Source organism: Kribbella sp. NPDC050241, assembly GCF_044459685.1.
Classification (GTDB): domain Bacteria; phylum Actinomycetota; class Actinomycetes; order Propionibacteriales; family Kribbellaceae; genus Kribbella.
The window spans coordinates 147,294-170,447 of sequence record NZ_JBITJE010000003.1 but is presented as its reverse complement, the minus strand read 5'-3'; the positions used below and the strand labels follow the sequence as shown (position 1 = coordinate 170,447).

At 68.7% G+C, this 23,154-nt stretch carries 19 protein-coding genes; 9 read left to right on the top strand and 10 right to left on the bottom strand.

Features of this window, described 5'->3' with window-relative positions:
• Nucleotides 1-18: 18 nt before the first annotated feature.
• The gene (locus ACIBG5_RS15360) at nucleotides 19-657 is read left to right on the top strand and encodes a TetR family transcriptional regulator (RefSeq protein ID WP_396392178.1); all 639 of its coding nucleotides are present in this window, start codon (nucleotides 19-21) and stop codon (nucleotides 655-657) included.
• A 3-nt stretch (nucleotides 658-660) separates the two neighbouring features.
• A complete protein-coding gene (locus ACIBG5_RS15355) occupies nucleotides 661-1,482 on the top strand; it encodes a class I SAM-dependent methyltransferase (RefSeq protein WP_396392177.1) in 822 nt (273 codons plus the stop codon).
• Nucleotide 1,483: 1 nt separating this feature from the next.
• Here ACIBG5_RS15355 and ACIBG5_RS15350 read toward each other — a convergent pair whose 3' ends face one another.
• A complete protein-coding gene (locus ACIBG5_RS15350) occupies nucleotides 1,484-3,745 on the bottom strand; it encodes a PQQ-binding-like beta-propeller repeat protein (RefSeq protein ID WP_396392176.1) in 2,262 nt (753 codons plus the stop codon).
• A gap of 96 nt (nucleotides 3,746-3,841) precedes the next feature.
• Nucleotides 3,842-4,153 (bottom strand): ArsR/SmtB family transcription factor, encoded by a 312-nt coding sequence (locus ACIBG5_RS15345; RefSeq protein ID WP_393380027.1) that lies wholly within the window; start codon nucleotides 4,151-4,153, stop codon nucleotides 3,842-3,844.
• An 89-nt stretch (nucleotides 4,154-4,242) separates the two neighbouring features.
• Here ACIBG5_RS15345 and ACIBG5_RS15340 point away from each other — a divergent pair, with 89 nt between their 5' ends.
• From ACIBG5_RS15340 to ACIBG5_RS15330, 3 genes are read left to right on the top strand one after another with little or no spacing between them, the layout of a single operon-like run.
• Nucleotides 4,243-5,433, top strand: a complete 1,191-nt coding sequence (locus ACIBG5_RS15340; RefSeq protein ID WP_396392175.1) for an MFS transporter — start codon at nucleotides 4,243-4,245, stop codon at nucleotides 5,431-5,433.
• 34 nt (nucleotides 5,434-5,467) lie between these two features.
• Nucleotides 5,468-6,490, top strand: a complete 1,023-nt coding sequence (locus ACIBG5_RS15335) for a hypothetical protein (protein WP_396392174.1) — start codon at nucleotides 5,468-5,470, stop codon at nucleotides 6,488-6,490.
• Nucleotides 6,487-7,902, top strand: coding sequence for a hypothetical protein (locus ACIBG5_RS15330; protein ID WP_396392173.1), 1,416 nt, complete (start codon nucleotides 6,487-6,489; stop codon nucleotides 7,900-7,902). The genes ACIBG5_RS15335 and ACIBG5_RS15330 overlap by 4 nt, the downstream gene beginning before the upstream one ends.
• On the opposite strand, the gene ACIBG5_RS15325 is transcribed toward ACIBG5_RS15330, so the two are convergent.
• The 5 genes from ACIBG5_RS15325 to ACIBG5_RS15305 all read right to left on the bottom strand — a co-directional run bounded on the left by ACIBG5_RS15325 (nucleotide 7,879) and on the right by ACIBG5_RS15305 (nucleotide 14,402).
• Entirely contained in the window at nucleotides 7,879-9,903 is a 2,025-nt protein-coding gene (locus ACIBG5_RS15325) for a HelD family protein (RefSeq protein WP_396392172.1), read from the bottom strand. The genes ACIBG5_RS15330 and ACIBG5_RS15325 overlap by 24 nt on opposite strands.
• A 39-nt stretch (nucleotides 9,904-9,942) precedes the next feature.
• Nucleotides 9,943-10,740 (bottom strand): phosphatase PAP2 family protein, encoded by a 798-nt coding sequence (locus ACIBG5_RS15320; RefSeq protein ID WP_396392171.1) that lies wholly within the window; start codon nucleotides 10,738-10,740, stop codon nucleotides 9,943-9,945.
• 183 nt (nucleotides 10,741-10,923) lie between these two features.
• The gene (locus ACIBG5_RS15315) at nucleotides 10,924-11,841 is read right to left on the bottom strand and encodes a carbohydrate ABC transporter permease (RefSeq protein WP_396392170.1); all 918 of its coding nucleotides are present in this window, start codon (nucleotides 11,839-11,841) and stop codon (nucleotides 10,924-10,926) included.
• The gene (locus ACIBG5_RS15310; protein ID WP_393380017.1) at nucleotides 11,838-12,779 is read right to left on the bottom strand and encodes an ABC transporter permease; all 942 of its coding nucleotides are present in this window, start codon (nucleotides 12,777-12,779) and stop codon (nucleotides 11,838-11,840) included. The genes ACIBG5_RS15315 and ACIBG5_RS15310 overlap by 4 nt, the downstream gene beginning before the upstream one ends.
• Nucleotides 12,780-14,402, bottom strand: coding sequence for an ABC transporter substrate-binding protein (locus ACIBG5_RS15305; protein WP_396392169.1), 1,623 nt, complete (start codon nucleotides 14,400-14,402; stop codon nucleotides 12,780-12,782). It abuts the gene before it with no gap.
• Nucleotides 14,403-14,449: 47 nt separating this feature from the next.
• Here ACIBG5_RS15305 and ACIBG5_RS15300 point away from each other — a divergent pair, with 47 nt between their 5' ends.
• The 4 genes from ACIBG5_RS15300 to ACIBG5_RS15285 all read left to right on the top strand — a co-directional run bounded on the left by ACIBG5_RS15300 (nucleotide 14,450) and on the right by ACIBG5_RS15285 (nucleotide 18,256).
• On the top strand, nucleotides 14,450-15,526 hold the full coding sequence (locus ACIBG5_RS15300; RefSeq protein WP_396392168.1) for an exo-alpha-sialidase: 1,077 nt from the start codon (nucleotides 14,450-14,452) through the stop codon (nucleotides 15,524-15,526).
• Nucleotides 15,527-15,540: 14 nt separating this feature from the next.
• Nucleotides 15,541-16,476, top strand: a complete 936-nt coding sequence (locus ACIBG5_RS15295; protein ID WP_396392167.1) for a dihydrodipicolinate synthase family protein — start codon at nucleotides 15,541-15,543, stop codon at nucleotides 16,474-16,476.
• Between the two features lie 25 nt (nucleotides 16,477-16,501).
• On the top strand, nucleotides 16,502-17,212 hold the full coding sequence (locus tag ACIBG5_RS15290) for an FCD domain-containing protein (protein ID WP_360444978.1): 711 nt from the start codon (nucleotides 16,502-16,504) through the stop codon (nucleotides 17,210-17,212).
• A 156-nt stretch (nucleotides 17,213-17,368) separates the two neighbouring features.
• Complete coding sequence (locus tag ACIBG5_RS15285) at nucleotides 17,369-18,256, top strand: DUF559 domain-containing protein (protein WP_396392166.1); 888 nt, start codon at nucleotides 17,369-17,371, stop codon at nucleotides 18,254-18,256.
• A 72-nt stretch (nucleotides 18,257-18,328) separates the two neighbouring features.
• Here the strand turns inward: ACIBG5_RS15285 and ACIBG5_RS15280 are convergent, their stop codons facing one another.
• Genes ACIBG5_RS15280 through ACIBG5_RS15270 form a run of 3 tightly spaced genes read right to left on the bottom strand, consistent with a single transcriptional unit; the run spans nucleotide 18,329 to nucleotide 23,126 of the window.
• A complete protein-coding gene (locus ACIBG5_RS15280; RefSeq protein ID WP_396392165.1) occupies nucleotides 18,329-19,981 on the bottom strand; it encodes a DNA repair helicase XPB in 1,653 nt (550 codons plus the stop codon).
• Nucleotides 19,982-20,014: 33 nt separating this feature from the next.
• Entirely contained in the window at nucleotides 20,015-22,300 is a 2,286-nt protein-coding gene (locus tag ACIBG5_RS15275) for a helicase-associated domain-containing protein (RefSeq protein WP_396392164.1), read from the bottom strand.
• A 43-nt stretch (nucleotides 22,301-22,343) separates the two neighbouring features.
• Nucleotides 22,344-23,126, bottom strand: a complete 783-nt coding sequence (locus tag ACIBG5_RS15270) for a GNAT family N-acetyltransferase (protein ID WP_396392163.1) — start codon at nucleotides 23,124-23,126, stop codon at nucleotides 22,344-22,346.
• Nucleotides 23,127-23,154 lie beyond the last annotated feature (28 nt).

Genomic DNA, 23,154 nt, shown 5'->3' with positions numbered 1-23,154 from the left:
GTGTTTAGCATATTGAACATGCGGTCAATCGACACTGCGGACCTCACGGCGACGGCGAAGATCCGGAACGCCGCCGTCGAGTTGTTCGCCCGCGACGGCTTCCAGAAGACGAACCTCCGCGCGATCGCGGCGGCCGCGGGTGTCAGTGCCGGGCTGGTTGTCCACCACTTCGGCAGCAAGGACGGGCTGCGCGCGGCCTGCGACGAGTTCGTCCTGCAGGTGCTGACCCGCCGGGCTCAGGGCGCGGGTACGCCGGATCTGTTGCGGGAGTACCTCGCGGACCCGGAGGAGTACCGGCTGCACGTCCAGTACATGACGCGCGCGATGGCGGAGGACTCACCAGCGGCGCGGACCTTCGTCGAGCAGATCGTCGACGAGTCGGAGGCGGTCCATCGGGCCGGTGTGGACGACGGCAGCATGCGCGAGTCATCGGATCCGCGGGCGCTCGCCGTACTGAATGTGCTGCTCAGTCTCGCCACGTTGACCATGCCGCCGGCCCTCGCGCGAGCGTTGGGTCACGAGGAATTCGGGCCGGACGTCCTGCGTCGGCTGGCGCTGCCGACGCTCGAGCTCTACACGTACGGCCTGTACACCGACGACACCACGCTGCGTGCGGCGACGTCAGCAACGGCAGCATCAGAAAGAGGAGATGAGTGAGCCGTGACGATCACGCTCCCGGAGTTCGACCAGCTGGAGGACAGTCTGTGGCTGACGTTGTGCGGCCGCGCGCTGGACAACCGGCGGGACCATCCGCTGCTGGGTGACGAGCGGGCGGACGAGATCGTCCGTGCGGTCGACTACGACTACCGCAAGCTCAAGATCGCTTCGAGCAGCGCGATCTACATCGCGCACCGGGCCCTCAAGCTGGATCAGGTTGCGCAGGACTTCATCACCCGGCACCCGGATGCCATCGGGCTCGACCTCGGCGCGGGGCTCGACTCGCGGGCGTCCCGGCTCGATCTGCCGTCGACAGTGGACTGGTACGACGTCGACTTCCCGGACGTCGTCACCGCCCGGCAGCAGCTGATCCCGGCCCAGGAACGGGTGCACAACCTCGCCGCCGACATCTCCGATCCCGGCTGGCTCGATGCCGTTGCGTCGGACCGGCCGGCGGTCGTGGTCGCGGACGGACTGCTGGCGTTCTTCCCGCTGGCTGAATGGAGCGCGATCCTGGGCCGGATCATCGACCACTTCCCGAGCGGCGAGATCGCCTTCAACGCCTACTCGACGTTCGCCGTCAAGGCGGCCAAGATCTACCCCGGTGCCAAGGCGGTACGAGCGATCATGCGGTCGGAGGGCTTCGATGATCCGCGGACGCCGGAGAGCTGGAACCCGAAGCTCAAGCTGGTGAAGGAGATCCTGCTGACGCGGGAGCCGGAGGTCGCGCAATTCCCGGCCGGACTGCGGTGGGCGAACCGGTTGTCCGCGCACAGCGAATCGCTGTCCCGCCGCGGGAACGTCGTACTGCGCTATCGCTTCTGAGTCAGCGCAGGGCGATGACGGTGTCGTTGCCCGAGGTGAGGACTAGGTTGCCGATGGCGCGGGCGTCGCGGCTGCAGGAGATGCCGGTCGGGAGGCGCACCTGGCGGAAGCCGAGCCGGCTGATCACGTTGGCCTGACAGCCGTCCACGCCGCGGCCGAGGGAGATCACCCGGGCGTCCGCGGTGACGGTGACCTTCGCCCTCGGGCTGACCGGTGCGGTCATCTGCCAGGCAGTCTCCCCGGTGCTGGCGTCGATGGCCGTGACGACGGTCCGGCGGTTCTCCAGCGTGCTCGGGCCGGGGCAGTCCACCACGACCAGGTATCTGCCGGCTGCGTTGAGGAGCGTCCGGCACGCCCAGGTCCGTGGCACCGGCCAGCGCCACTTGATCTCGCCGGAGCGTGGGTCCATGGCAGTCAGAGCCTCGGGTACGTCGGAGTCCCCGGCGGGCTCGGCGACCACGACCAGTCCGGCGACGACCACCGGACGCCGGTACATGTCGGTCGACGGCTTCGACCACAGCTTCTTGCCGGACTTCAGATCGAAGCCGGTCATCTCGTCACTCTCGTTGCCGCAGCTGTGGCCGAGGAACGCGACGACCGTGTCCATGGTCGCGACCGCGCCGATGTCAGTGCAGTTGCCCGGCTCGAACGTCCAGCGCTGGTGGCCGTCCGGGTCGACACCGTGGAGCTTGTCGGAGCCGCGGGCGACGTGCTCGCCAGTCAGCAGCGGTTCCGACTGCTGGATCAGGTGGTCGCGGGTGCCGCCGGGCCAGGTGGCCTTGCGGCGACCGGTGTCGGCATCGAGAAGGAGGTAGCCGATGTCGGCGAACTCGGCGAGCACGTAGTCGCCGTTGCCGGTCGCCGTGATGTTGGGCTTCTCGTCGGAGTCGGACCGGCTGTAGCGCCAGCGCAGTACGCCGGTGGCGGCGTCCAGCATCTCGACCACGCCGCTCTGCCGTGGGATGGCGATGCCGTACCTGGTGCCGATCGCCTCCTCCGCGCCGGACCCGAGCAGCGACTTGCTGACCCAGGCGACGGAACCGTCGAGGGTGGACGGCGACGCCTGGCCGGCCGGCTCGCGCGGACCGTCCACTCGCTCGTTGGAGGTCATCACGTAGTTGCGTGCCAGCGGCTGGATGATCAGCAGGAGGATGAGTGCGATCACCCCTGGTACGGCGAGCCAGGCGAGCTGTTGTCCGAGGTTGCGCGGGGGTAGGAAGCGGGCTGTCCGAGTGCGGAGGAGCGAAGCGACAAGTGCTGCCGTGCCGGCCACGAGCAGCAAGATCAGTGCGGAGATGAGTAGGGGCACTCTGAGGCCGACACCGACGGCTGGGTTGATGCTGGGGACTCGAGCCCAGGCGACGAGCAGTCCGGTCACGGCGGCGGCCAGGACTGCGCCGGCGGTGAGGCGTGAGCGCTGACTGACGCTGCGGGCGCAGCGGAACAGCACTGGTGCGCTGAAGAACGCGACCACCGCCAGTACGACGGGAGGCCAGCCGGCCTCATCCTCGGCGGCCGGGACCTGCCAGGACGCGCCCGATGCGGCGATGGAGGCGACGGCGGCTCCGACTGCGGTGAAGGTGGCCGTGGCGGTGAGCGCCGCTTGTTGCCAGCCGCGCCACGGTGCGGGTAGCTCGCTGTCGAGTCCGGCCAGCTCTGTCTCGAGGTTGACGCGGGCGACCGGGCCCAGGCGTTGCCTGGCCAGTTGCGTCCGGTAGAGGTGGCCGTCGAGGAGTTCGCGGACCTCGTCGTACCGTCGTTCGAGCGCTACCTTCCGGTCGCCGGCGTCCCGTCGTACCTCCGCGGTGTGGACGGTGTACCGGCTGGGGTCAGAGGCGAGGACCGCGTTGACGGCGTCGAGCAGTACGTCGCCGTTCGCGTCGCGGCGGGGTGGCGCGTACGAGTCGGGCGGGGGAGCGACGAGGTCGCCGGTGAGGCGGATCAGGCGGGCGACCTCGGCGATGCGGATCGGTGGTACGCCGTACTGCGGGAGCACGTCCTCGGCCAGGCGGGCGGAGGCCTCGGCGTCCTCGGCCGGGGTGCCGCCGGGTTCGTGGACGGCGCGGTGGAACCAGGCGGCCAGGCGGACTGAGGTCGGGTCGGTGGACAGCTGGATGAGTGAGTCGAGGGCGGTCAGAACGATCTCGAGGTACTGGTCGCGATAGGCGCGGCGGGTGCGCTCGACGTACCTGCCGACCAGCTCGTCGGCCAACGATGCCGAGCCGGGCACCAGCTCGTTCCACCGCCCACGAAGCTCCACCACTGCCACAGTCTGCCAGCCCCACCTCCACAGCCAACGCTCGATCTCCCCACCAAGACCTCACGTTTCCAGACCAGGCCCACCACATCCGTCGGTGGTCTAGCGGCGGGCGGTAAGTATGCCGGTGAGGAGGCCGGGGTAGAGGGTTTCGAGGTCTTCTCGGCGGAGGGTGCTGATGCGGCGGGTGCCTTCGGTGTGGGTGGACAGGACGCCGGCCTCGCGCAGGATGCGCAGGTGGTGGGCGCGGGTGGAGGCGGTGACCGGGAGCTCGATCTCGCCGCAGGCGATGCCTTCGGGGGCGTCCGCGAGGGCGCGGATGATCTGCAGCCGCACCGGCTCGCCGAGGGCCTGCAGGACCGACTCGACCCGGATCTCGTCGCGCTCCGGCTGCGGGAGCGCCTTCCTCGTCATGTGTCCATGATACGACGCCCATCGAAGTTCGATGAACTTCGTAGTACGATATCGGTCGAAATAAGAAACCCTCGTCCGGAAGGTCCTCGATGTCCGCACGGATCTACCTGCTCGGCGCCGGCGCGTTCGCGGTCGGCACCAGCGCGTACGTCGTGTCCGGTGTGCTGCCCGACGTCAGTTCCGAGCTCCATGTCTCCCTGACCGCCGCAGGCCAGCTCGCCACCGCGTTCTCCCTGGCGTACGCCGTCGGTGCGCCGATCCTGTCCACGCTGACCGGCCGGTGGGAGCGCCGTACTCTGCTCATCGCCGCGCTCGTCCTGGCCGCGCTGGGCAACCTGATCGCCACCGTCGCCACCAACTACCCCGTGCTGATCGTCGGCCGGGTGGTGGCCGCGTTCGGCGCCGCCATGTACACGCCGGCGGCCACTCTGTTCGCCACAGGTCTGCTGCCACCGGAGGAGCGCGGCAGAGCCGTCGCCATCGTGTTCGGCGGCCTCACCTTCGCTCTGGTCCTCGGAGTGCCGACCGGCAGTTTCCTAGGCCCGACACTCGGCTACAAGGGCGTGTTCGCCCTCATCACCGTCGTCGCCGTACTGGTCGCCATCGTCGAGCGTGCCGCACTCCCCAGGGTCGATGCACCCCCACAGGTCGGACTCCGCGAGCGGTTCGCCGGTGTCACCGACCGGCGCGTGCAGACCGTGCTGGCCATCACGATCCTGGCCGTGCTGGCCGCCCTGAGCGTCTACATCTACATCGTCCCGTTCCTGAAGGAGACCGCGGGCCTGGCCGGCAACGCCACCAGCATCCTGCTGCTCCTGTACGGCGTCGGCGGCGTACTGGGCAACGTGATCGGTGGCCGGGCCACGGACCGGTTCGGCAGCATCCGCACTCTGATCGTGCTGCTGATCGGCATCATCGCCGTCGTCGCCACACTCGACCTCACCGCGAACTCGATCGGCGGAGCCGCAGCGGCTCTGTTCGTCCTGGGCCTGTTCACCTGGGCCTTCAACCCGCCGATCCAGAACCTGTTGCTGGAGCTCGGTGGCGGCCTGTTGATCTCGCTCAACGCTTCAGCGATCTACTTGGGTGCCGGACTGGCCGCGGTGGTCGGCGGTCTGGTCATCGACATGGCCGGTCTGCGCTTCCTGCCGCCACTGTCCGCCGTACTGACGCTGATCGTGCTCGGCCTGGTGTTCACCCTGCGGCGCGATCCGGAGCTGGAGGAGATCGAGCACCTGGAGCCCGAAGAGGACTGCGTCCCGGTCACCGCGACCGACTGACGGTTCGCACCCGGGATAGAGCAGGATAGCGGCCATGCGTTTTCTGGCCGCCCTCCTGCTGCTCACGTCTACAGTGTCGGGCTCCAGTGACCCCGCAGCGGTCGTCGAAGGCTGGCGGACGTCACCCGTGTACGTCGATTCGTCGCAGCGCGCACTGGTCCCGGACGAGGAGGCCGCGAAGCTGGCCGAGCGGGTCAAGGACCACAGCCCGGCCATCCGGATCGCCGTGCTCCCGGCGGAGGCGCTCAACGACGGCCGACGGGACAAGCAGGACTCCGCCCAGGCGTTCCTGGACTCGGTCGTCGACAAGCAGTCGGCCGACGGGATCTACGTGATCGTGTTCGGCGGGCTGATCACCTGGGGGAGCGCGGTCGGCGTCGACACCCCGATCGCGAGCATCCTGACCGACGAACTGGGCACGCACAGCCGGTCCGATCCGGTCGGCACGCTCAACGGAGTGCTGGACCAGCTCGGCGCACCCAAGGCGCCGAGTGGTCCGCCCGGCTGGCTCTGGCCGTCGGTGATCGTCCTCGTCGTACTGATCGCCGGCGGCTTCGCACTGCGCTGGTGGAGGTCCCGGCCGGGCAAGGACGAAGGGCCCGCGCTGTACCGGCCGTCGTACGACGTCCTGCCGGACGAGGCGGACACGGTGGAGGAGCGCAGGCGGCTGGCCCGGGAGGACGTCACGCGCTTCGGGGAGGAACTGGATGCGGCGGACGTGCGTCTGGATGCCCATGGAGACGGCACGGCGACCACGGCAGACGTGCAGGCCGCGATGGACGCGTACGCCGCTGCCGGTCGCGTGGTCGACGGCAAGCCCGACGACGAACAGCTGCGTGGGGTGCGTGCCACGGTCGGCTACGGCCGCTGGCGGCTGGCGTGTGCACAAGCGCGGATCGCGGGGAAGATCGCGCCGCCCTGGCGAGCACTCTGCTTCTTCGACCCAGGTCACGGGATCTCTGTGACGGACTGGATGTACAAGCCACCTGGTGGCCGGTCCCGCGAGGTCCCGGTCTGCGCCGCCTGCCGGAACCGCCTCTCGGGAGGAGCGCGATGAAACGTCTGCTGGGAGCGTTCGCGCTGGTCGCGGCCTCGGTCCTGCCCGCGCTGCCCGCGCACGCGGCCGAGGACCCTGACGGCTACATGAGCACCGTGGCCGGTCACCTCGGCGACGCCGGCATCTGGGTCGACCCGGATGTGAAGGAGCTGTCGCCGGCCGAGGTGTCGCAGCTCGACGCGGTGGCCAAGAGTGCCGCGGCACCGATCCGGATCGCTGTCATCCCGGCGGACAAGATCAACATCTCGGAGAGCGGCTTCTCCGTGAACCTGGCCTGGGAGGGCGAGGAGATCGCGGACCAGCTGTACGACCGCGTCGGTGTCGAGGGTGTGTACGCCGTCCTGGTGGATGCGTCGTCGGAGTCCGACGGCCGCGGGTTCCACGCCGTACAGCGGGCTGACCATGGGCCGACGTACCACGTGGAAGACGCCGTGAACCAAGCGGTGGACTGCTGTGCGCCGGACTACGAGGACATGTTGGCCAAGTTCATCGAGCGGGCTCAGCAGGTCGACAAGCCGTTCTACATCGACGCTGCGCCGTACGCCGGTGGAGCGGCCGGACTGGCCGGGCTCTGGTGGGGTCTGTCGGCACTCGGGGCTCGCAGGGCTCGCCGGAAGGACGAGAAAGAGCACCTGGAGCTCACCAAGCCGCTGCTGAACGAGGAGATCATCGCTCTGTCGCAGCAGGTGTCCGACCTGCCGACCACATCCGATCCGCAGCAGTCCAAGCTGTCCAAGGATGTGCTGGACGCGGTCGAGAAGGCGCGGCACCGGCTGGACGACGCCGAGGGCGATGACGATGTCCAGGCCGTGACGACGCTGCTCGGCTCGGCGCGGTACGGACTGGTGTGTCTGGACGCGGTGCGCGCGGGCAAGCCGATCCCGGAGCCGACACCGCCTTGCTTCTTCGACCCGCGGCACGGTCCGAGTACGGCGTCCGTCGAGTGGCAGCCGGAGCGTGGAGCGGTCCGCGAGGTCCAGGTCTGTGCGGCCTGCAAGGAGCGGGCCGTGGCCGGGCAGGAGCCGCAGGTCCGGATGGTCGAGCAGTGGAGTGGCAACCTGCGGCCGTACTGGATGGTCGGGGAGAAGATGTCGGCGTACATCGACGGCTACTGGTCGCAGGGTGACGAGCGTCAGTGGTGGTTCCCCGACGACGACGCTCGCCGGACGAGGGACCGGATGCGGGCTCGCTGGCGCTCTCGTCGTCCCGGTGCTCGACTGGGCCGATGGAGCTCCGACGTCGGGAGCTCAGTCAGCACCTGGTCGGCGTCCTCGGGCTCTTCGGACAGCGACAGCTGGTCCAGCGGTTCCAGTAGCCGTCGTCGCAGCTCCTGGTCGTCCCGCACGCGCTCGAGCGGTGGCGGGTCCTCCCGGCGCTCGTCGAGGCGCTCAGGCGGCTCCCGCGGTTTCTAGGACAGCCGGCATGTCCTGGCTGTGCAGTACGGCCAACGACGTGACCGCACGGGTGAGGCAGACGTAGAGGCGGCGCAGGCCTGTGCGCTCGTCGGCCTCGCCGGCAACGATGCCGGCCGGTTCGACCAGGACCACGTGGTCGAACTCGAGACCCTTGGCCAGTGACGCCGGTACGACGTCCAGATGCGCGTCGGCATCGTCCTCGTCGCCGAGCACGGAGAACGGGACCTGCAAAGCCAGCAGGGCCTTGCGGGTGGCCGGCACCAGCGCGTCCGGCACGATCAGACCGATCGAACCGAGCCGGGCCGACACTTCGCCGACTGTGTCCATGGCTGCGGCGAGACTGTCCTGCACGCGCGTGATGGTGAGCTCACCGCGTGCACGTCGTACGGCTGTCGGCGGTGTGAGGTGCGGAGCGATCGACGGGAGCAGGCGGGCGGCGTACTCGATCACCTGACCGGGGACGCGGAAGCCGGCGGTCAGTTCCTCGGTGTGGGCGCCGGACTTGCCCAGGTGCTTCAGTGCCTCATCCCAGGACGGTGTGGCCCACGGAGTGGTGCCCTGCGCGATGTCGCCGAGGACAGTCATCGAGCCGGTCGAGCAGCGACGCCCGACGGCCCGCAGTTGCATCGCCGACAGGTCCTGCGCCTCGTCCAGCACCACATGGCCGAGTGACGGCGTACGGTCGACCAGATCGGCCACCTCGTCGATCAGAGTGGCGTCCGCCACCGACCACTTCGCCGCACCGGCCGAGCGCGGTGCCTTCTCCCAGAGCAGCAGCTCCTGCTCCTCCGGGGTCAGGATGCCGTCGGCGTGCTCGGCCAGCAGTGCCGGGTCTGTGAAGAGCCGGAAGAGCAGCTTGGCTGGGTCCACAGCGGGCCAGAGTGCCTCGGCGTACTGCTTGACCGGACGGCTGCGCGCGACCGCGTCCTGCACCCGGTCGTCCGGGGAGTCGCCCGCCGCCTCCATCCGCAGCAGCACGGCGTGGGCAAGCCGCTGCGGCAGCATCGCCCGGCCGGCGCCGTACCGGACTCCGCGCGTCCGGAGCTCGTTGACCAACTCCTCCGCCTGGTACGTCGCCACCCGCCAGCGGTGTGCGCCCCGCGGCACGACCAGCGCCTCCTTCGGCAGCTGCACCTGCGACCACACCGCCCGGTGCAGCACCTCCGCCATCCGCACATCGCCCTTGAGTACGTCGACCGCCGCGGGACCCGGCCCGGCCACGCGCACCCGTCCGACCAGCTCCTCGACGGTGGTCTGCTTCGCCTCGATCTCGCCCAGTGCGGGCAGTACGTCGCCGATGTACCGCAGGAAGCTCGCGTTCGGCCCGACCACGAGAACACCGGACCGGCTGAGCTGATCGCGGTACGCATAGAGCAGGTACGCCGCCCGGTGCAGCCCGACCGCGGTCTTCCCGGTCCCGGGCGCTCCCTGGACGCAGATGGTGTCCTCGACCCCGGCCCGGACGATCACGTCCTGCTCCGGCTGGATCGTGGCCACGATGTCGCGCATCGGGCCGGAGCGCGGGCGCTCGATCTCGGCGTCCAGGATGTTGCTGTGCTGCTCGGCGGCCGCGGTGGAGGTCAGGTCCTCGTCCTCGAACGCGGTCATCTCGCCGTGCGTGAAGCCGAATCGCCGCCGGATGCCGACCCCCATCGGCTCGGTCCTGCTGGCCCGGTAGAACGGCACCGAGATGTCCGCCCGCCAGTCCACCACCAGCGGCTCGCCCAAGTCGTCGTTCACATGCCGGCGGCCGATGTGGAACGTCTCGTCCGTCGGCTCCAGGTAGTCCAGCCGGCCGAAGAACAGCGGCACCTCCGGGTCGTCCTCCAGTTCCTTCATCCGCCGCCAGATCGCGGCCTTCAGGAACTCCTCGTTGACCCGGTCCGCGCTGTGGATCTCCAGCGCGCCGGTCTTCTCCCGCATCACCGCGAGCGCGGCGCGCGAGGACTTCAGGTAGTCCTTCTCGGCCTGGAGGGTGTCGGACGAATCGGGGGGCATGCGTAACCTCCGGCAAAGGGTGGGGGAAGCCCAGCCACGTTACTTGAGCACCCGCCGTGGGGGAACCGAATTACGCGCCCTCGGCTTGTCGTCGTGCAGCCCGGGGCGGAGCAGCAGCGGCAGTGTGACGGCGAGCAGGAGCAGGACGACGATGCCGTCCAGCCAGTAGTGGTTCGCGGTCACCACGACCACCGCGAACGTGATGATCGGGTGCGCGAGCCAGAGCCAGCGCCACTTCGTCCGGGTGATCAGGATCATCGAGAGCGCGATCAGTGCGGCCCACCCGACATGCAGGCTCGGCATCGCGGCGAACTGGTTCGCCATCCCGCCGGACCGCTCCACGCCGTACACGGACTGACCGAACGCGAGCCCGGTGTCGACGAACCCGGGCATCATCCGCGGCGGTGCCAGCGGGAAGATGATGTGCCCGGCCAGCGCGAGGCCGGTCAGGGCGACGATCGTCCAGCGGACGTGTGAGTACGCCTTCGGCCGCCAGATGCTCAGCCAGAGCAGTACGGCGGCCGTCAGTGGTGCGTGCACGGACGCGTAGTACAGATTCGCGCCCTCGACCAGGTGCGGAAGCTTCAGCGCCGCGTGCTGGATCGAGGCCTCGTTCGGCAGGTGCAGCCAGTTCTGGATGGCGAGTACGTCGTGTGCATGGTCGAACGCGGAACCGGTGTGTTTGGCCGCGATCTGGCGTCCGGCGCTGTAGACGAGAAACAAGGTCGCCAACAGGACTGCTTCGCGTACCACCCGCCAGACGACCGGGCCCGTCCCCGATCGCCGGTTCTCGTTCTCCCCACCCAGTCCCACCCGCTCCAGCGCCTGCGTCCCCATACCTGTCGACGGTACCTGCCGTCTGCTCAGGATTGGCCCAGGCGTAACCCTGGCGTTTGCCCTGGGCAACCCCTGGTCATGCTCAGGGCGACCGTTCGTGACGCATCCGTCACGCCGTTGCGATGAGGCCGTGTCTGGTGGTCCCCCGCCTACTGCGCGGCGCTCGGGACCACCAGACACGGCCTATCCCTTCACAGCGCCGGTCAGCACGCCCTTCGCGAAGTGCCGCTGCAGGAACGGGTAGATGATCAGGATCGGCACGATCGAGACGACCAGGATCGCCATCTGGATCGACGCCTGCGGTGGGAGCAGTTCGGTGCCGAGCTCCGCGGTCCCCAGTTGGGTGTCGTTGATGACATACGTCCGCAGCACCAGTTGCAACGGCCACAGCTTGCTGTCGTTCAGGTACAGCAGCGCGGAGAAGAACGCGTTCCAGTACGCCACGGCGTAGAACAACCCGATCACTGACAGCACGGCCTTGGACAGCGGCAGCACGATGTGGACGAACGTCTTGAGCTCACCCGCACCGTCGATCCGGGCGCTCTCGGTGATCTCGTTCGGCAGGTTCATGAAGAACGCACGCAGCACGATCACGTTGAACGCGCTCACCATCGTCGGCACGATCAGGGCCCAGATGCTGTCCAGCAGCCCGGCGCCTTTGACCACGAGGTACGTCGGGATGATGCCGGGGGAGAACAGCATGCTGAACAGGACCACCAGCAGGATCGGCCGCCCGGCCGCGAACCCCGGCCGGGACAACGCGTAGGCGAGCAGACACGACACGGTCAGGCTGAGCAGCGTGCCGACCACGGTGACGAAGATGCTGATGAACAGCGCCTGGGTCACCACGCCGCCGGCGAACAGCGACTCGTAGGCGCCGAAGTTGACCGAGTCGGGGAACAGCACCAGGCCGCCGGACTCGTTGATCTGCTTGTTCGGAGCGACGCTGGTCGAGATCACCCCGACGAACGGGAGGATCACCACCGCGCAGAACACCAGCAGGACCAGGCCCTTGAACACCCGCATCGGCCAGGACGGCATCGGCACCCCCTGCACGATCTTCCGGGGTGCGCTGCTTCGGGTAACGATCGTTTGCGTCATCGGCTGTACACCCCCTGCTCCCCGAAGATGTGGGCCACCTTGTTCGCGGCCAGCACCAGGGCGACGCCGACCAGGCCCTTGACCAGACCGACCGCGGCCGCCACGCCCCAGGCACCACCGAGTACGCCGTTGTTGTAGACGTACGTGTCGAGTACCTCGCTGACATCCCGGCCGACCGCTTGCTGCTGCAGGATGATCTGCTCGAAGCCGACCGTCAGCGAGTCACCGAGCCGCAGGATGAACAGCAGGATGATGATCCCGCGCAGCCCCGGCAGGGTGACGTGCCACATCTGTTTCATCCGGCTCGCGCCGTCCACGCTGGCCGCCTCGTACAGCTGCGAGTCGATCTGGGACAGCGCGGCCAGGAACAGGATCGTCGCCCAGCCGGTGTCCTTCCAGATGATCTGCGAGGTGAGCAGGACGTGGAACAACTCCGAGTTCCCGATGATGTTCAGCGTGCCCAGGTCGTGTGATCGCAGGTAGTTGTTCAGCAGCCCGCTGCCCCCGAGCATCTGCTGGAACAGCGCGACCACGATGACCCAGGACATGAAGTGCGGCAGGTAGAGGATGCTCTGCGCGATCCGCTTGATCCGCTCGGAGAACAGTGAGTTCAGCAGCAGGGCGAGCAGGATCGGGGCCGGGAACACGAAGACCGACTGCAGGCAGGTCAGGATCAGCGTGTTCTTCAGCGCCCGCAGGAACGCCGGGTCGCCGTTGAAGATCACCGCGAAGTTCGCCCAGCCGGACCAGTCGCTGCCACCGATGCCGAGGAACGGCTGGTAGTCCTTGAACGCGATCACGTTGCCGAGCAACGGCACGTAGTGGAACGCGATGATCAGCGCGATCCCGGGCAGTGCGAACAGCAGCAGCACCCGGTCCCGGAGCAGCCGGCGCCCCAGACTGAGCTGTTGTGATCGCGGTGCGGAGCGCTGGAGCATCTACTTCCCTGCCGCCTCGGTGTGGGCCTGCTCGAGTTCGGTGCGCATCTGGTCGCCACCCGCGGACTTCCAGGTCTGCACGGCCGCGGTCCAGTCCGACACCGGTTTCTTGCCCTGCACGATCTGGTTCTCCAGGTCGGTCATCGTCTTCGCGAGCTGCGTCTGCTTCTTCGACTGGGTGTCGGAGTACAGCCCGTACGACGCGTCGTAGGTGAGCCTCGAGGCGACCTTCGTCTGGATCTTGTGCTGGTTCTGCGGTACGTCGGGCTTGCCGGCCCAGTACAGCGCCAGGGCGGAGTCGCTGATGTACTGCACACCGATGCCGGTCTCGACCACGCCGACCTTCGTCGGCACCGGGTCGGTGCCCTGCAAGGTGTAGTGCCGGCCGGCGACGCCGTACTTGCGGAACAGGTACTCCTCGGTGCCGAACGGCGCGGCCATCCAGTTCGCGATCTTCAGCAGCGTGTCGGCCGAGTGCTTGCTGTTCTTGCTGAACGACGTGACGTTGTTCAGCGCGGCACCCATCCAGGGTGCGCCGTCGCCGCTGTCGAAGCCGGGGACGTCGAGCATGTTCACCGCGAACGTGGGCCCGGCGGTGTTGTCGGAGTAGTACTGGTTCCACGCGACGAAGCTGTCGTAGTCGAACGCGGCGATGCCGCCGTTGAACCACTGCTTGCGGGCGCTGGCCTTGTCGTTGAACGCGTCCGGGTTGATCACGCCGGCGGCGACCATCTTGCGGCCGGCCTCGAGTGCGTCGAGTTGCGCCTCGTGCTCGTACATCGACGTGAACTTGCCGCCGGTCTCCTTCCAGACGTTCGGGATCGCGAGCATCTGCCGGATCGTCGACAGCGGTACCCGGGTCCAGGCCCACTTGTTCTGCTTGGCCGCGGTCAGCTCCTTGGCCAGGTCGAAGAACTCCTGGAAGTTCTTCGGCGCCGGATCCTTGATCCCCTTGGCGGCGAGGAGGTCCGCGCGGTACAGCGGCAGCGACGTCCGCGACATGCCGCGCGGCACCGGGACGCCGTAGATGGCGCCGTTGAAGACGCAGCCCTTCCAGTACTCGGTCGGGATGTTGGCCAGGAACGGGTACTTGTTGACCGCGTCCCCGGACAACTGCTCGGTCAGATCCATGCACTTGGCCTTCACCAAGCCGGGGATCTGCACGGTGTCCACCGGGATGTTGATGATGTCGGGCAGGTCGCCGCCCGCGATCCGGGTCGCGAACTTGTCCTTGTACTCGTCGTTCGACGCCATGCTGATCTGCAGTTCGGAGCCGAGCCGTTCGTTCAGCTTCTGCCAGAACTCGTTCTTGTCCACCGACGGCGGGATCGCGCCCGGGATGTTGGTCAGGAACGTGATCGGCTTGCCGTCACCCGGCGCCTCGCTGATCGCCTTGACCGGGTTGGCCGGGTACTTCAGGAAGCCGTCCAGGACGACATCGGTGCCGGGCAGGTCCGGCTTGATCTCGCCGTACCTGGTGTAGGTCGGCAGTTTCACCGCCAGGTTGGCGGCGGCGGTGCCTTTCTTGTCCGACGCGCACCCCGCCAGCAGCGGCGTACCGGTGACCGCGACAGCGGCGGCGGCCAGACCACCGCCGAGGAAACTTCTTCTGCTGACTGGCATGAGGCCTCACTTCCATCGGAGGGCCACACCATGACATAGTACGTCCTATGTCTTCAAGAGTCGGCGCGCTGGAAATCGCTCCTACGGTCGTCTTCGACCCCGCGGGCAGCGGCTACCACACGTTCCGGATCCCGTCGGTCCTGGCGCGGGGCGAGTTGGTGCTCGCCTTCTGCGAGGGACGGCTGCACGGATCCGGCGACGCGGGCGAGATCGAAGTCGTGTTGCGCCGCTCACTCGACGGCGGGCGGACCTGGCTGCCCCTGCAGGTCGTCTCGGCGGTGCCCGGCAAGACGTGCGGCAACCCGGCGCCGGTGATCGACCCGGCCAGCGGCGACATCGTGCTGGTCACGGTGCAGAACGGCGCCGACGCGGTCGAGATGTCGCTTGCCCGCGGCACCGATCCGGAGTCCGGCCGGCGCGTGTTCGTGCAACGGTCCGGGGACGACGGCGCGACCTGGAGTCCGACCGAGGAGATCACCTCCCAGGTCAAGCCGTCCGACTGGGGCTGGTACGCGACCGGTCCGTGCCACGCGATCGCCCTGACCAGCGGCCGACTCGTCGTACCGGCCAATCACTCCTTCGTGCCTGCGGAACCTGTCGACGATCTGATCCGGCTGAACGGCGGGCACTGCATCGTCAGCGACGACGGTGGGCACACGTGGTCGGTTGGATTCGTGGACCGCAACGACGGACCGGAGATCAACGCGAACGAGACGGCCGTCGCCGAACTGCCCGACGGCCGGTTGTACTTCAACGCGCGCAACCACCAGGGCACCGGCCCGGCCCGCGTCCACGCGTGGTCGTCCGATGGCGGTACGACGCTCGATGCGCCGTACGCCGGGATCCCGGAAGTCACGGCGCCGGGGATCCAGGGGAGCGTCCTCACCTTGCCCGGCGGCCGGCTGCTGATGTCGACGCCGGTGAACCCGTCGAGCCGCCGGGAGCTGACCGTTTTCGTCAGTGCGGACTCCGGTCAGTCGTGGCGCCCTGCGGTGGTCGTGCATCCGGGCATGGCCGGGTACTCCGATCTCGTACTGCTGCCCGACGGCGCGGTCGGCATTTTCTACGAAGCCGGTGAGAGCTCGTCGTTCGCGACCCTGCGCTTCGCCACATTCGCCCTCTGACGTTGGGAGACCCCTTGACCGACTCCGCCCAATTGACCGGCGTCGTACCGCCGCTCGTCACGCCGTTCACCCCCGAGTACGACGTCGACACGGCCTCGCTGGCCCGGTTGATCCAGTACCAGCTGACCGGGGGTGTGGACGGGGTGTTCGTGCTCGGTACCTCTGGTGAAGGAACGTTCCTGACCGACGAGCAGCGGCAGGTGGTGCTCGAGACCACCGTGGCGGAGGTAGCCGGGCAGGTACCGGTGCTGGCCGGCGTCATCGACACGTCGACCGCCCGAGCCGGTGCGCATCTGTCCGCGGCGTTGAAGGCCGGCGTCGATGCCGTGGTCGCGACGGCGCCGTTCTACGCCGCCACGCATCCGGCCGAGATCGAGCAGCACTTCACGCGGCTGGCGACGATCGCCGGGGACGTCCCGATGTACGCGTACGACATCCCGCCGCGGGTCGAGACGAAGCTGCCCGCATCGTTGATGATCTCGTTGGGAGAGCGCGGGATCATCGCCGGAGTGAAGGATTCCAGTGGCCAGGAGACCAGCCTGCGGCAGTTGGTGCTGGACCGGCGGGACGCCGGGCTCACCGGGTTCGCGATCATGACCGGGTCCGAGCTGACGGTCGACTCCGCGCTGGCGTTCGGCGTCGACGGCGTCGTACCGGGGCTGGGGAATGTGGATCCGTCCGGGTACGTGCGGCTGTTCGACGCGGCGTCGGCGGGGGACGCGGCGACGGCTCGGGCGGAGCAGGACCGGCTGTTCCGGTTGTTCGAGATCATCACCGTGGCGGACCGTTCGCGGATGGGCGCGAGTTCGGCCGCGCTCGGTGCGTTCAAGGCGGGGCTGTACCTCCTCGGGGTGATCGACTGCCCGCTGACCGCCTTCCCCTCGATCCCGCTGAGCGACGAGGAGATCGCCGCGATCCGCCCCCTTCTGGACCGTGCCGGATTACACTGATCCGTCCTAGACGAGGAGGCCGGCAGTGACAACGGGTGGGCTCAGCCGGGCACGCGGTGCGGCGGGGAATCAGTCCTTCATTCGCGACCAGATGAAGTCGTACATCCTGGAACGCGGGCTGAAGGCGGGTGACCCGCTACCCAACGAGCAGGAGCTGATGGCTCAGCTCGGTGTCGGCCGGCACCCGTTGCGCGAGGCGATGAAGGCACTGCAGGCGGTCGGGATCATCGAGATCCGGCACGGCTACGGGACGTACGTCGGCGAGGTGTCACTGCAGTCGCTGGAGGACGGGCTCGCGTTCCGGATGTCGCAGTCGATGGCCGGCGACCTGCGCGACGTACAGAACGTGCTGGAGGTCCGCCAGGCCATCGAGGTCGGCATGGCCGACGACGTGGTCGCCCACTTCAGCGCCCACGGTTACGACGACCTCGAGCCGATCGTGGGACGGATGGAGGCCAAGGCTCAGTCCGGCGAGTACTTCCCGGACGAGGACTGGGCCTTCCACCAGGCGTTGTACGAACCGCTCGGGAACGCCCTCGTCATCGATCTGCTGTCAGTCTTCTGGCGCACCTTCGCCCAGGTGGACGCCCGCCTCCCCGGCGCCCGCTACACCCCCGCCGACGCGGCCGCCTGGCACCGCGATCTCCTCAACACCTTGCGAACCGGAGACCCCGAAGCCTTCGCCCGCTCCATGAAGAAACACTTCAACGGCATCCACACCCGCCTGGAGGACTAGGCGACGTACAGCTCGACAGGACGTGTCTTCTGCTGACAGGCCTGCAGCGGGTGGGCTGAGCGTGCGTTGGTTCGCTGGACGGTGACACCTCCTGTCGAGCTGTCCGTTGTGGATAAGTCACGGCACGGTCTGGCCGAGTTCGGGCATCATCCCGGGATGGAATCGCCCGGTGAAGTCCTTGCGCGCCTCGGCGGGTGGGCCACCGGCTCCGAGTTGTCGGCTGTGACATCTCGACGGGCTGTCACAGCAGCGCTCGAGCGTGGCGAGGTGCAACGGATCGCGCAGGGCATCTACGCCGTGCCAGGGCTGCCGGCCGACCTGGCTGCCGCGCTCGCGTATGACGGCGTGCGCTCGTATCAGAGTGCCGCGACAGCCTGGCAGCTTCCGCTCCTGGTGGCGCCGGAGAAGCCGCATGTCACCGTTCCGCCCAACCGGCGTCCGCGTCCGGGGCCACCGGCCGTTCTGCACTGGGCGGCGTTCGATGCGGACGAGCGGCGGAATCGGACGACCTCATTGCTTCGGACGGTGGTCGACTGCGCCCGCGTTGTACCATTCGCCGAAGCACTCGCCGTTGCGGACGCGGCTCTCGCCACCGAGTGCCTGAGCCAGGAGGAACTCCTCGCCGCCACCGTCGCGATGCGCGGGCCGGGCTGCCCGAACGCTCGCCGGATGGCGGTCGCGGCGACCGGTCTGTCCGGCAGCATCCTGGAGTCCATACTGAGGGCGCTGCTCATCATCGAGGGCATCGACGGTTTCGAGCCGCAGGTACTGGTGACCAACGGATGGTTCCGGGCCCGGGTCGACCTAGGGCATCGCCTGGCCCGGGTGGCACTTGAAGCGGACGGCTTCGAGTTCCATGGGTCCCGACGGGATTTCACCGCTGACTGTCACCGGTACGACGAGCTGGTGGCAGCCGGGTGGTTGGTGCTCCGCCTCACCTACGAGCAGATCATCGGAGACCCAGCGTGGGTTGTCGCCACGATCCGCGCCGCGTTGGCGCAGCGGTGCGGTGCAAATGGGCAGGAGGTGTCACCGGCGGCATGAACGGGTGACGCTCGTCGGACCCGCGCGGTCGAAGAATTGAGCGGACACCTCCTGTCGAGCTGCACAGCGTCCTCAGGCGAAGAGGTTTTCCGCGTCGACGATCGTGTAGGCGTAGCCCTGTTCGGCGAGGAAGCGTTGCCTGTGGGCGGCGAACTCGGCGTCTACGGTGTCTCGGGCGACGATGGAGTAGAAGCGGGCGGTGCGGCCGTCGCCCTTGGGGCGGAGGACCCGGCCGAGGCGCTGGGCCTCTTCCTGGCGGGAGCCGAAGGTGCCGGAGACCTGGATCGCGACGGACGCCTCGGGCAGGTCGATGGAGAAGTTGGCGACCTTGCTGACCACCAGGCGCTTGATCGCGCCCTTGCGGAACGCGTCGAACAGCCGCTGCCGTTCCCGGACCGTCGTCTCGCCCTTGATCACCGGGCACTCCAACCGCTCACCGAGCTCGTCCAGCTGGTCGATGTACTGCCCGATCACCAGCAGCGGCTCATCGGAGTGGTGCTCGGCGATCCGCCGTACCAGCCGGGACTTCGCCGGCGTCGACGCAGCCAGCCGGTAGCGGTCCTCCGGCTCGGCGGTCGCGTACACGAACCGCTCGGTCTGCTCCAGATCCACCCGCACCTCGACGCAGTCGGCCGGCGCGATCCAGCCCTGCGCCTCGATGTCCTTCCACGGCGCGTCGTACCGCTTCGGGCCGATCAGCGAGAACACATCGCCCTCGCGGCCGTCCTCGCGGACCAGCGTCGCGGTCAGACCGATCCGCCGGCGCGTCTGCAGGTCCGCGGTCATCCGGAAGATCGGCGCCGGCAGCAGGTGCACCTCGTCGTACACGATCAGGCCCCAGTCGCGCGCGTCGAACAGTTCCAGGTGCGAGTACACGCCCTTCCGGCGCGTCGTCATCACCTGGTACGTCGCGATGGTGACCGGGCGGATCTCCTTGCGGGCACCGGAGTACTCGCCGATCTCGTCCTCGGTCAGGCTGGTGCGGCGCATCAGCTCGTCCTTCCACTGCCGCGCGGACACCGTGTTGGTGACCAGGATCAGCGTGGTCGCGGACGCCTGCGCCATCGCGGCTGCGCCGACGATCGTCTTGCCGGCGCCACAGGGGAGTACGACGACGCCGGAGCCGCCGTGCCAGAACGAGTCGACGGCCTGCTGCTGGTACGGGCGCATGTCCCAGCCCTCACGGACCAGTTCGATCGTGTGCGTCTCGCCGTCGACGTACCCGGCGAGGTCCTCGGCCGGCCAGCCGAGCTTGAGCAGCGTCTGCTTGAGGTGACCGCGCTCCGACGGGTGCACGAGGACGGTGTCGTCGTCGATGCGCTCGCCCAGCATCGGCTTGACCTTGGCGCTGCGGAGCACCTCCTCCAGCACCGGCCGGTCGGTCGTCACCAGCACCAGTCCGTGCTGCGGGTGCTTCTCCAGCCGCAGTCGCCCGTACCGGTCCAGCGTTTCCGCGATGTCCACCAGCAGCGAGTGCGGGACAGGGTAGCGGCTGTACCGCAGCAGTACGTCGATCACCTGCTCGGCGTCGTGCCCGGCCGCCCGAGCGTTCCACAGCCCCAGCGGCGTCAGCCGATAGGTGTGCACATGCTCCGGCGCCCGCTCCAACTCGGAGAACGGCGCTATAGCCTTCCGGCAGTCGTTAGCGTCCGGATGCGCAGTCTCCAGCAAAAGGGTCTTGTCGGACTGCACAATCAGAGGACCGTCTGTCACTGCATCTCCCATTCACGTGTCCGACCTTCCATTGTGCCTCAGGGGTCAATCAACGGCCCGAGCGGTGGAGATGCGGTGGAGGGCGTAGGTGCGGGGGTGGTCGGTGGTGTCTTCGTAGGCGGTGAGCCAGCCGTCGGCGACCCGGACGGGTTCGACGATGCGTTCGGAGGCGGTGCCGTTGTGGTCGACGTACGAGATCCAGGTGCGTGTGTGGGACTCGGCCGCGTTGGTCAGTACGGCGATGGTCTCGGCCGGGGCGGTCGCCTCGATCAGACCCTCGTCGGCGGGGCGTTCGGCGGCGATGCGGTCGCCGGCGCGAACCTTCTCGATCACCGCCTTGACCTGCTCGTCGGTGAGGTCGACCGCGCTGTCGGCGAAGTCCCGGCTGGAACGGCGACGTGGCGTGTCACCGCGACGCGTCCCGCCACTGGTGACATGGACGACCCCGTCGAACGTCTCCGCCAGCGGTGCCAGCCCCGCCTCACGCAGCCGGCTCAGCACCATGTCCGGCGGTGACGGCGACACCACCACAGTCGGCGCCAACCGCCGGAACCGAAGACCCGGCAGGTTGGAGCTGAGCAGCTGCGTCAGCACATTCTCGTCATCACACCGCAGGTACGTCGACGCCGTACCAAGCCGGAGTACGCCGTGCCGCCGGGCAACGTCATCGATCAGGTACGTCAGCGGCTGAGGCACCGGCGTACGTGAGTGCTCGGCCAGCCACTTGTGCAGCTGGTCGGCAGTCCGCCCGAGGTCGAAGGCACGCCGTACCGAAGCCTCGCTGAACCGGTAGACCGCCGCACCGCCATGCGACTCGACGTCAGCCATGGCGGACAGCTCGTCCTGCACGACCCGCACCAGCGGACCGGGTGCGACCGCGGTCAGGTCGGCCTGCAGCAACACCTCTGACACCGGCTCCGGCACCAGCGGGCTGATCGCCTCGGCGAGGTCGTCCACCGTCGGCTCCGCGTCGAGCAGCGGCCGCGCATGCTGCGCCAAGGCGCCAAGACCGGTCAGACCGAGCAGAGCCGCCTCGGTGATCGTCCACTCGACCAGATCGTCGCGGAACTGCCCGCCACGTCGTGGCCGATGCCACGCCACCCAGGTGACGACTGACTCCGGGGCAGGCGCCGTACCAGCGTCAGCCTTCGACAACGCCTGCACTGTCAGCACCCGGACCTCAGGCGCCAGCAACCGCTCCAGATCAGGTGCGAGCGCGTTGATCAGCCGCTCGCGCGCAGCGGCCGTCGCACCACCACTGTCGCGCCGGCCGATCAGTCCGATCGCCCGCATCCCGCTGAACCACGCCGACACCAGTTGAGCCCACCGATGCGCGAGGTCCAGGTCCAGCCAGTCGTCGTACGCGCTGGTCGGCAGCCAGAACTCACTCGTCCCGATCTCGGCCGCAGCAACCAGTCCGGCGGCATAGGCGAACTCCAGCACCGCAGCGGTCGTCTGCTCCTCCGCGCCGATCTTCCCGGCCAGACTGCGCAGCTCACGCACCCCGATGCCACCGGTCCGCAGCACCGGAGGCGGTTCGGTCCCCAGCTGCTCCAGAGCGCGATCCACCTGCCGGACAAGGTCGAGCGCCGCACCAGCAGCCGCCCGGTCCGCGATCGACGCAGACACCGTCTTGCCGTCGAGCGGCGGCGGTGTCGGCCGAGTCGACGCCAGCACTCGCCCACCCCGCAGGTGCAGTCCGATCTGCCGCGGCAGCACGACCGTGTTCGCATCCTTCGGTACGACGAGCCCGCGCGCCAGCAACCGCTCAACCGGCGTACGGGCGGAGGCGATCGTCACCGGACGCTCAGCCTTCTCCACCGACCCGGTCGGTGGACCCCAAGTCAGTTTCGCGAGCACCTCACGCGCATCAGGTCCGGCGTCCTCGATCAGCTGGTCCAGATCGCCGAAATGCCTCGTGGTGACCGGTCCGAGCCCGGCCGGGGTCGGGCCGAGCAGTTCGTGGACGGCGCGGATCGGACGCAGGTCGTCCTCCGAGCCCCACACCAGCGCGAGCTTCAGCAGCTCGTCCACCCGGGGCTGGACCACCTCGACGGGCTGCGCCACGCCGGTCGCCAGCGCGGCCAGGTCCACCGGCTCCGGCAGCGCCGACAGGGACTCCAGCAGATCGACACCGAACTCGTCGAGCCGGTTGATCGCCCGCGCAGCCGACGCGTTCGTCGTGGCCCGGGCCGCCAGTTGGCCGGTGTCCGCGGGGATCGGCATCGCCAGGTCCGGGCGACGCTGGAGCAGAAGACCGAGGGCGGCGTCGTCCCAGGTACGCAGCGCCTCGGCGAGGGTGCGTGGGCGATTCCGCTCGGATGTGCTCATCCCTACAACGGTACGGCCCCAGCCCTACCCACGACGAACCGTGTCACTCCGCGGCCCCGACCCTGCCGATGCGGTGGAAGCCGACGCGTTCGTAGACCGCCGCGACCGCGTCGTCCGCGGCCGACAGCAGGATCAGGTCGACACCGTGCGCGAATGCATGCTCAGCGAGCGTGGAAGTGACGGCCGCGGCCAGTCCCCGGCGACGCATCGACGGCAGCGTGCCCACACCGACGATCTCCGTCGTCGTGCCCACCGGCTGGTGCTGTCCGCTGGCGACCATGCCGACCTCGGTGAACGCCCCGGCGCTCACGGAGATGCCCTGGGCGACCCGCGCGACGACTGCTTTGATCCGCTCGTCCTGTACGTCGATCGCCTTGGCGTCCCGTTCCTCCGGTCCGCCCGCGCCGATCGCCGTACCCGGGTCGTGGAACGCGAGCGACGCCACCGCCGAGGCCTGCCGCAGTACGGCGTCGTCCGCGGACAGGATCTCGCAGCGGGCATCCGCGGACACCGGGCGGAACTCGTCGCGTTCGAGCACGAGCAGTGGGTGCTCGACCACAGTCAGTCCGGCCGCGTCTGCCGCCGGACCGAGTGACGGACAGGTCTCTACGACCCACTCGAGACTCAGCGGGATCTCGAGCTCGGCACACCGCGCCCGCAGTACGTCGATGTCCGCCGGTTCGACCACCGCCGACGAGCCCGGTACCGGACGGGCGTAGTACGGCCACGCCGTCGTACTGCGGAAGAGGGTGAACGGCCCGACCTGCTCGGGGATCGCACCGGACAGCGGGGCCGCGTGGAGGTAGTCGTCGACTCTGGTGATCATCGCGACGCAGTGAATCACCGGGCCGGAT

Coding starts and splice junctions, on each gene's coding strand:
- ACIBG5_RS15360 (WP_396392178.1), top strand. CDS start 19: ATGCGGTCAATCGACACTGCGGACCTCACGGCGACGGCGAAGATCCGG.
- ACIBG5_RS15345 (WP_393380027.1), bottom strand. CDS start 4,153: ATGACGAGGAAGGCGCTCCCGCAGCCGGAGCGCGACGAGATCCGGGTC.
- ACIBG5_RS15340 (WP_396392175.1), top strand. CDS start 4,243: ATGTCCGCACGGATCTACCTGCTCGGCGCCGGCGCGTTCGCGGTCGGC.
- ACIBG5_RS15335 (WP_396392174.1), top strand. CDS start 5,468: ATGCGTTTTCTGGCCGCCCTCCTGCTGCTCACGTCTACAGTGTCGGGC.
- ACIBG5_RS15330 (WP_396392173.1), top strand. CDS start 6,487: ATGAAACGTCTGCTGGGAGCGTTCGCGCTGGTCGCGGCCTCGGTCCTG.
- ACIBG5_RS15325 (WP_396392172.1), bottom strand. CDS start 9,903: ATGCCCCCCGATTCGTCCGACACCCTCCAGGCCGAGAAGGACTACCTG.
- ACIBG5_RS15320 (WP_396392171.1), bottom strand. CDS start 10,740: ATGGGGACGCAGGCGCTGGAGCGGGTGGGACTGGGTGGGGAGAACGAG.
- ACIBG5_RS15315 (WP_396392170.1), bottom strand. CDS start 11,841: ATGACGCAAACGATCGTTACCCGAAGCAGCGCACCCCGGAAGATCGTG.
- ACIBG5_RS15310 (WP_393380017.1), bottom strand. CDS start 12,779: ATGCTCCAGCGCTCCGCACCGCGATCACAACAGCTCAGTCTGGGGCGC.
- ACIBG5_RS15305 (WP_396392169.1), bottom strand. CDS start 14,402: ATGCCAGTCAGCAGAAGAAGTTTCCTCGGCGGTGGTCTGGCCGCCGCC.
- ACIBG5_RS15300 (WP_396392168.1), top strand. CDS start 14,450: ATGTCTTCAAGAGTCGGCGCGCTGGAAATCGCTCCTACGGTCGTCTTC.
- ACIBG5_RS15285 (WP_396392166.1), top strand. CDS start 17,369: ATGGAATCGCCCGGTGAAGTCCTTGCGCGCCTCGGCGGGTGGGCCACC.
- ACIBG5_RS15280 (WP_396392165.1), bottom strand. CDS start 19,981: ATGGGAGATGCAGTGACAGACGGTCCTCTGATTGTGCAGTCCGACAAG.
- ACIBG5_RS15275 (WP_396392164.1), bottom strand. CDS start 22,300: ATGAGCACATCCGAGCGGAATCGCCCACGCACCCTCGCCGAGGCGCTG.
- ACIBG5_RS15270 (WP_396392163.1), bottom strand. CDS start 23,126: ATGATCACCAGAGTCGACGACTACCTCCACGCGGCCCCGCTGTCCGGT.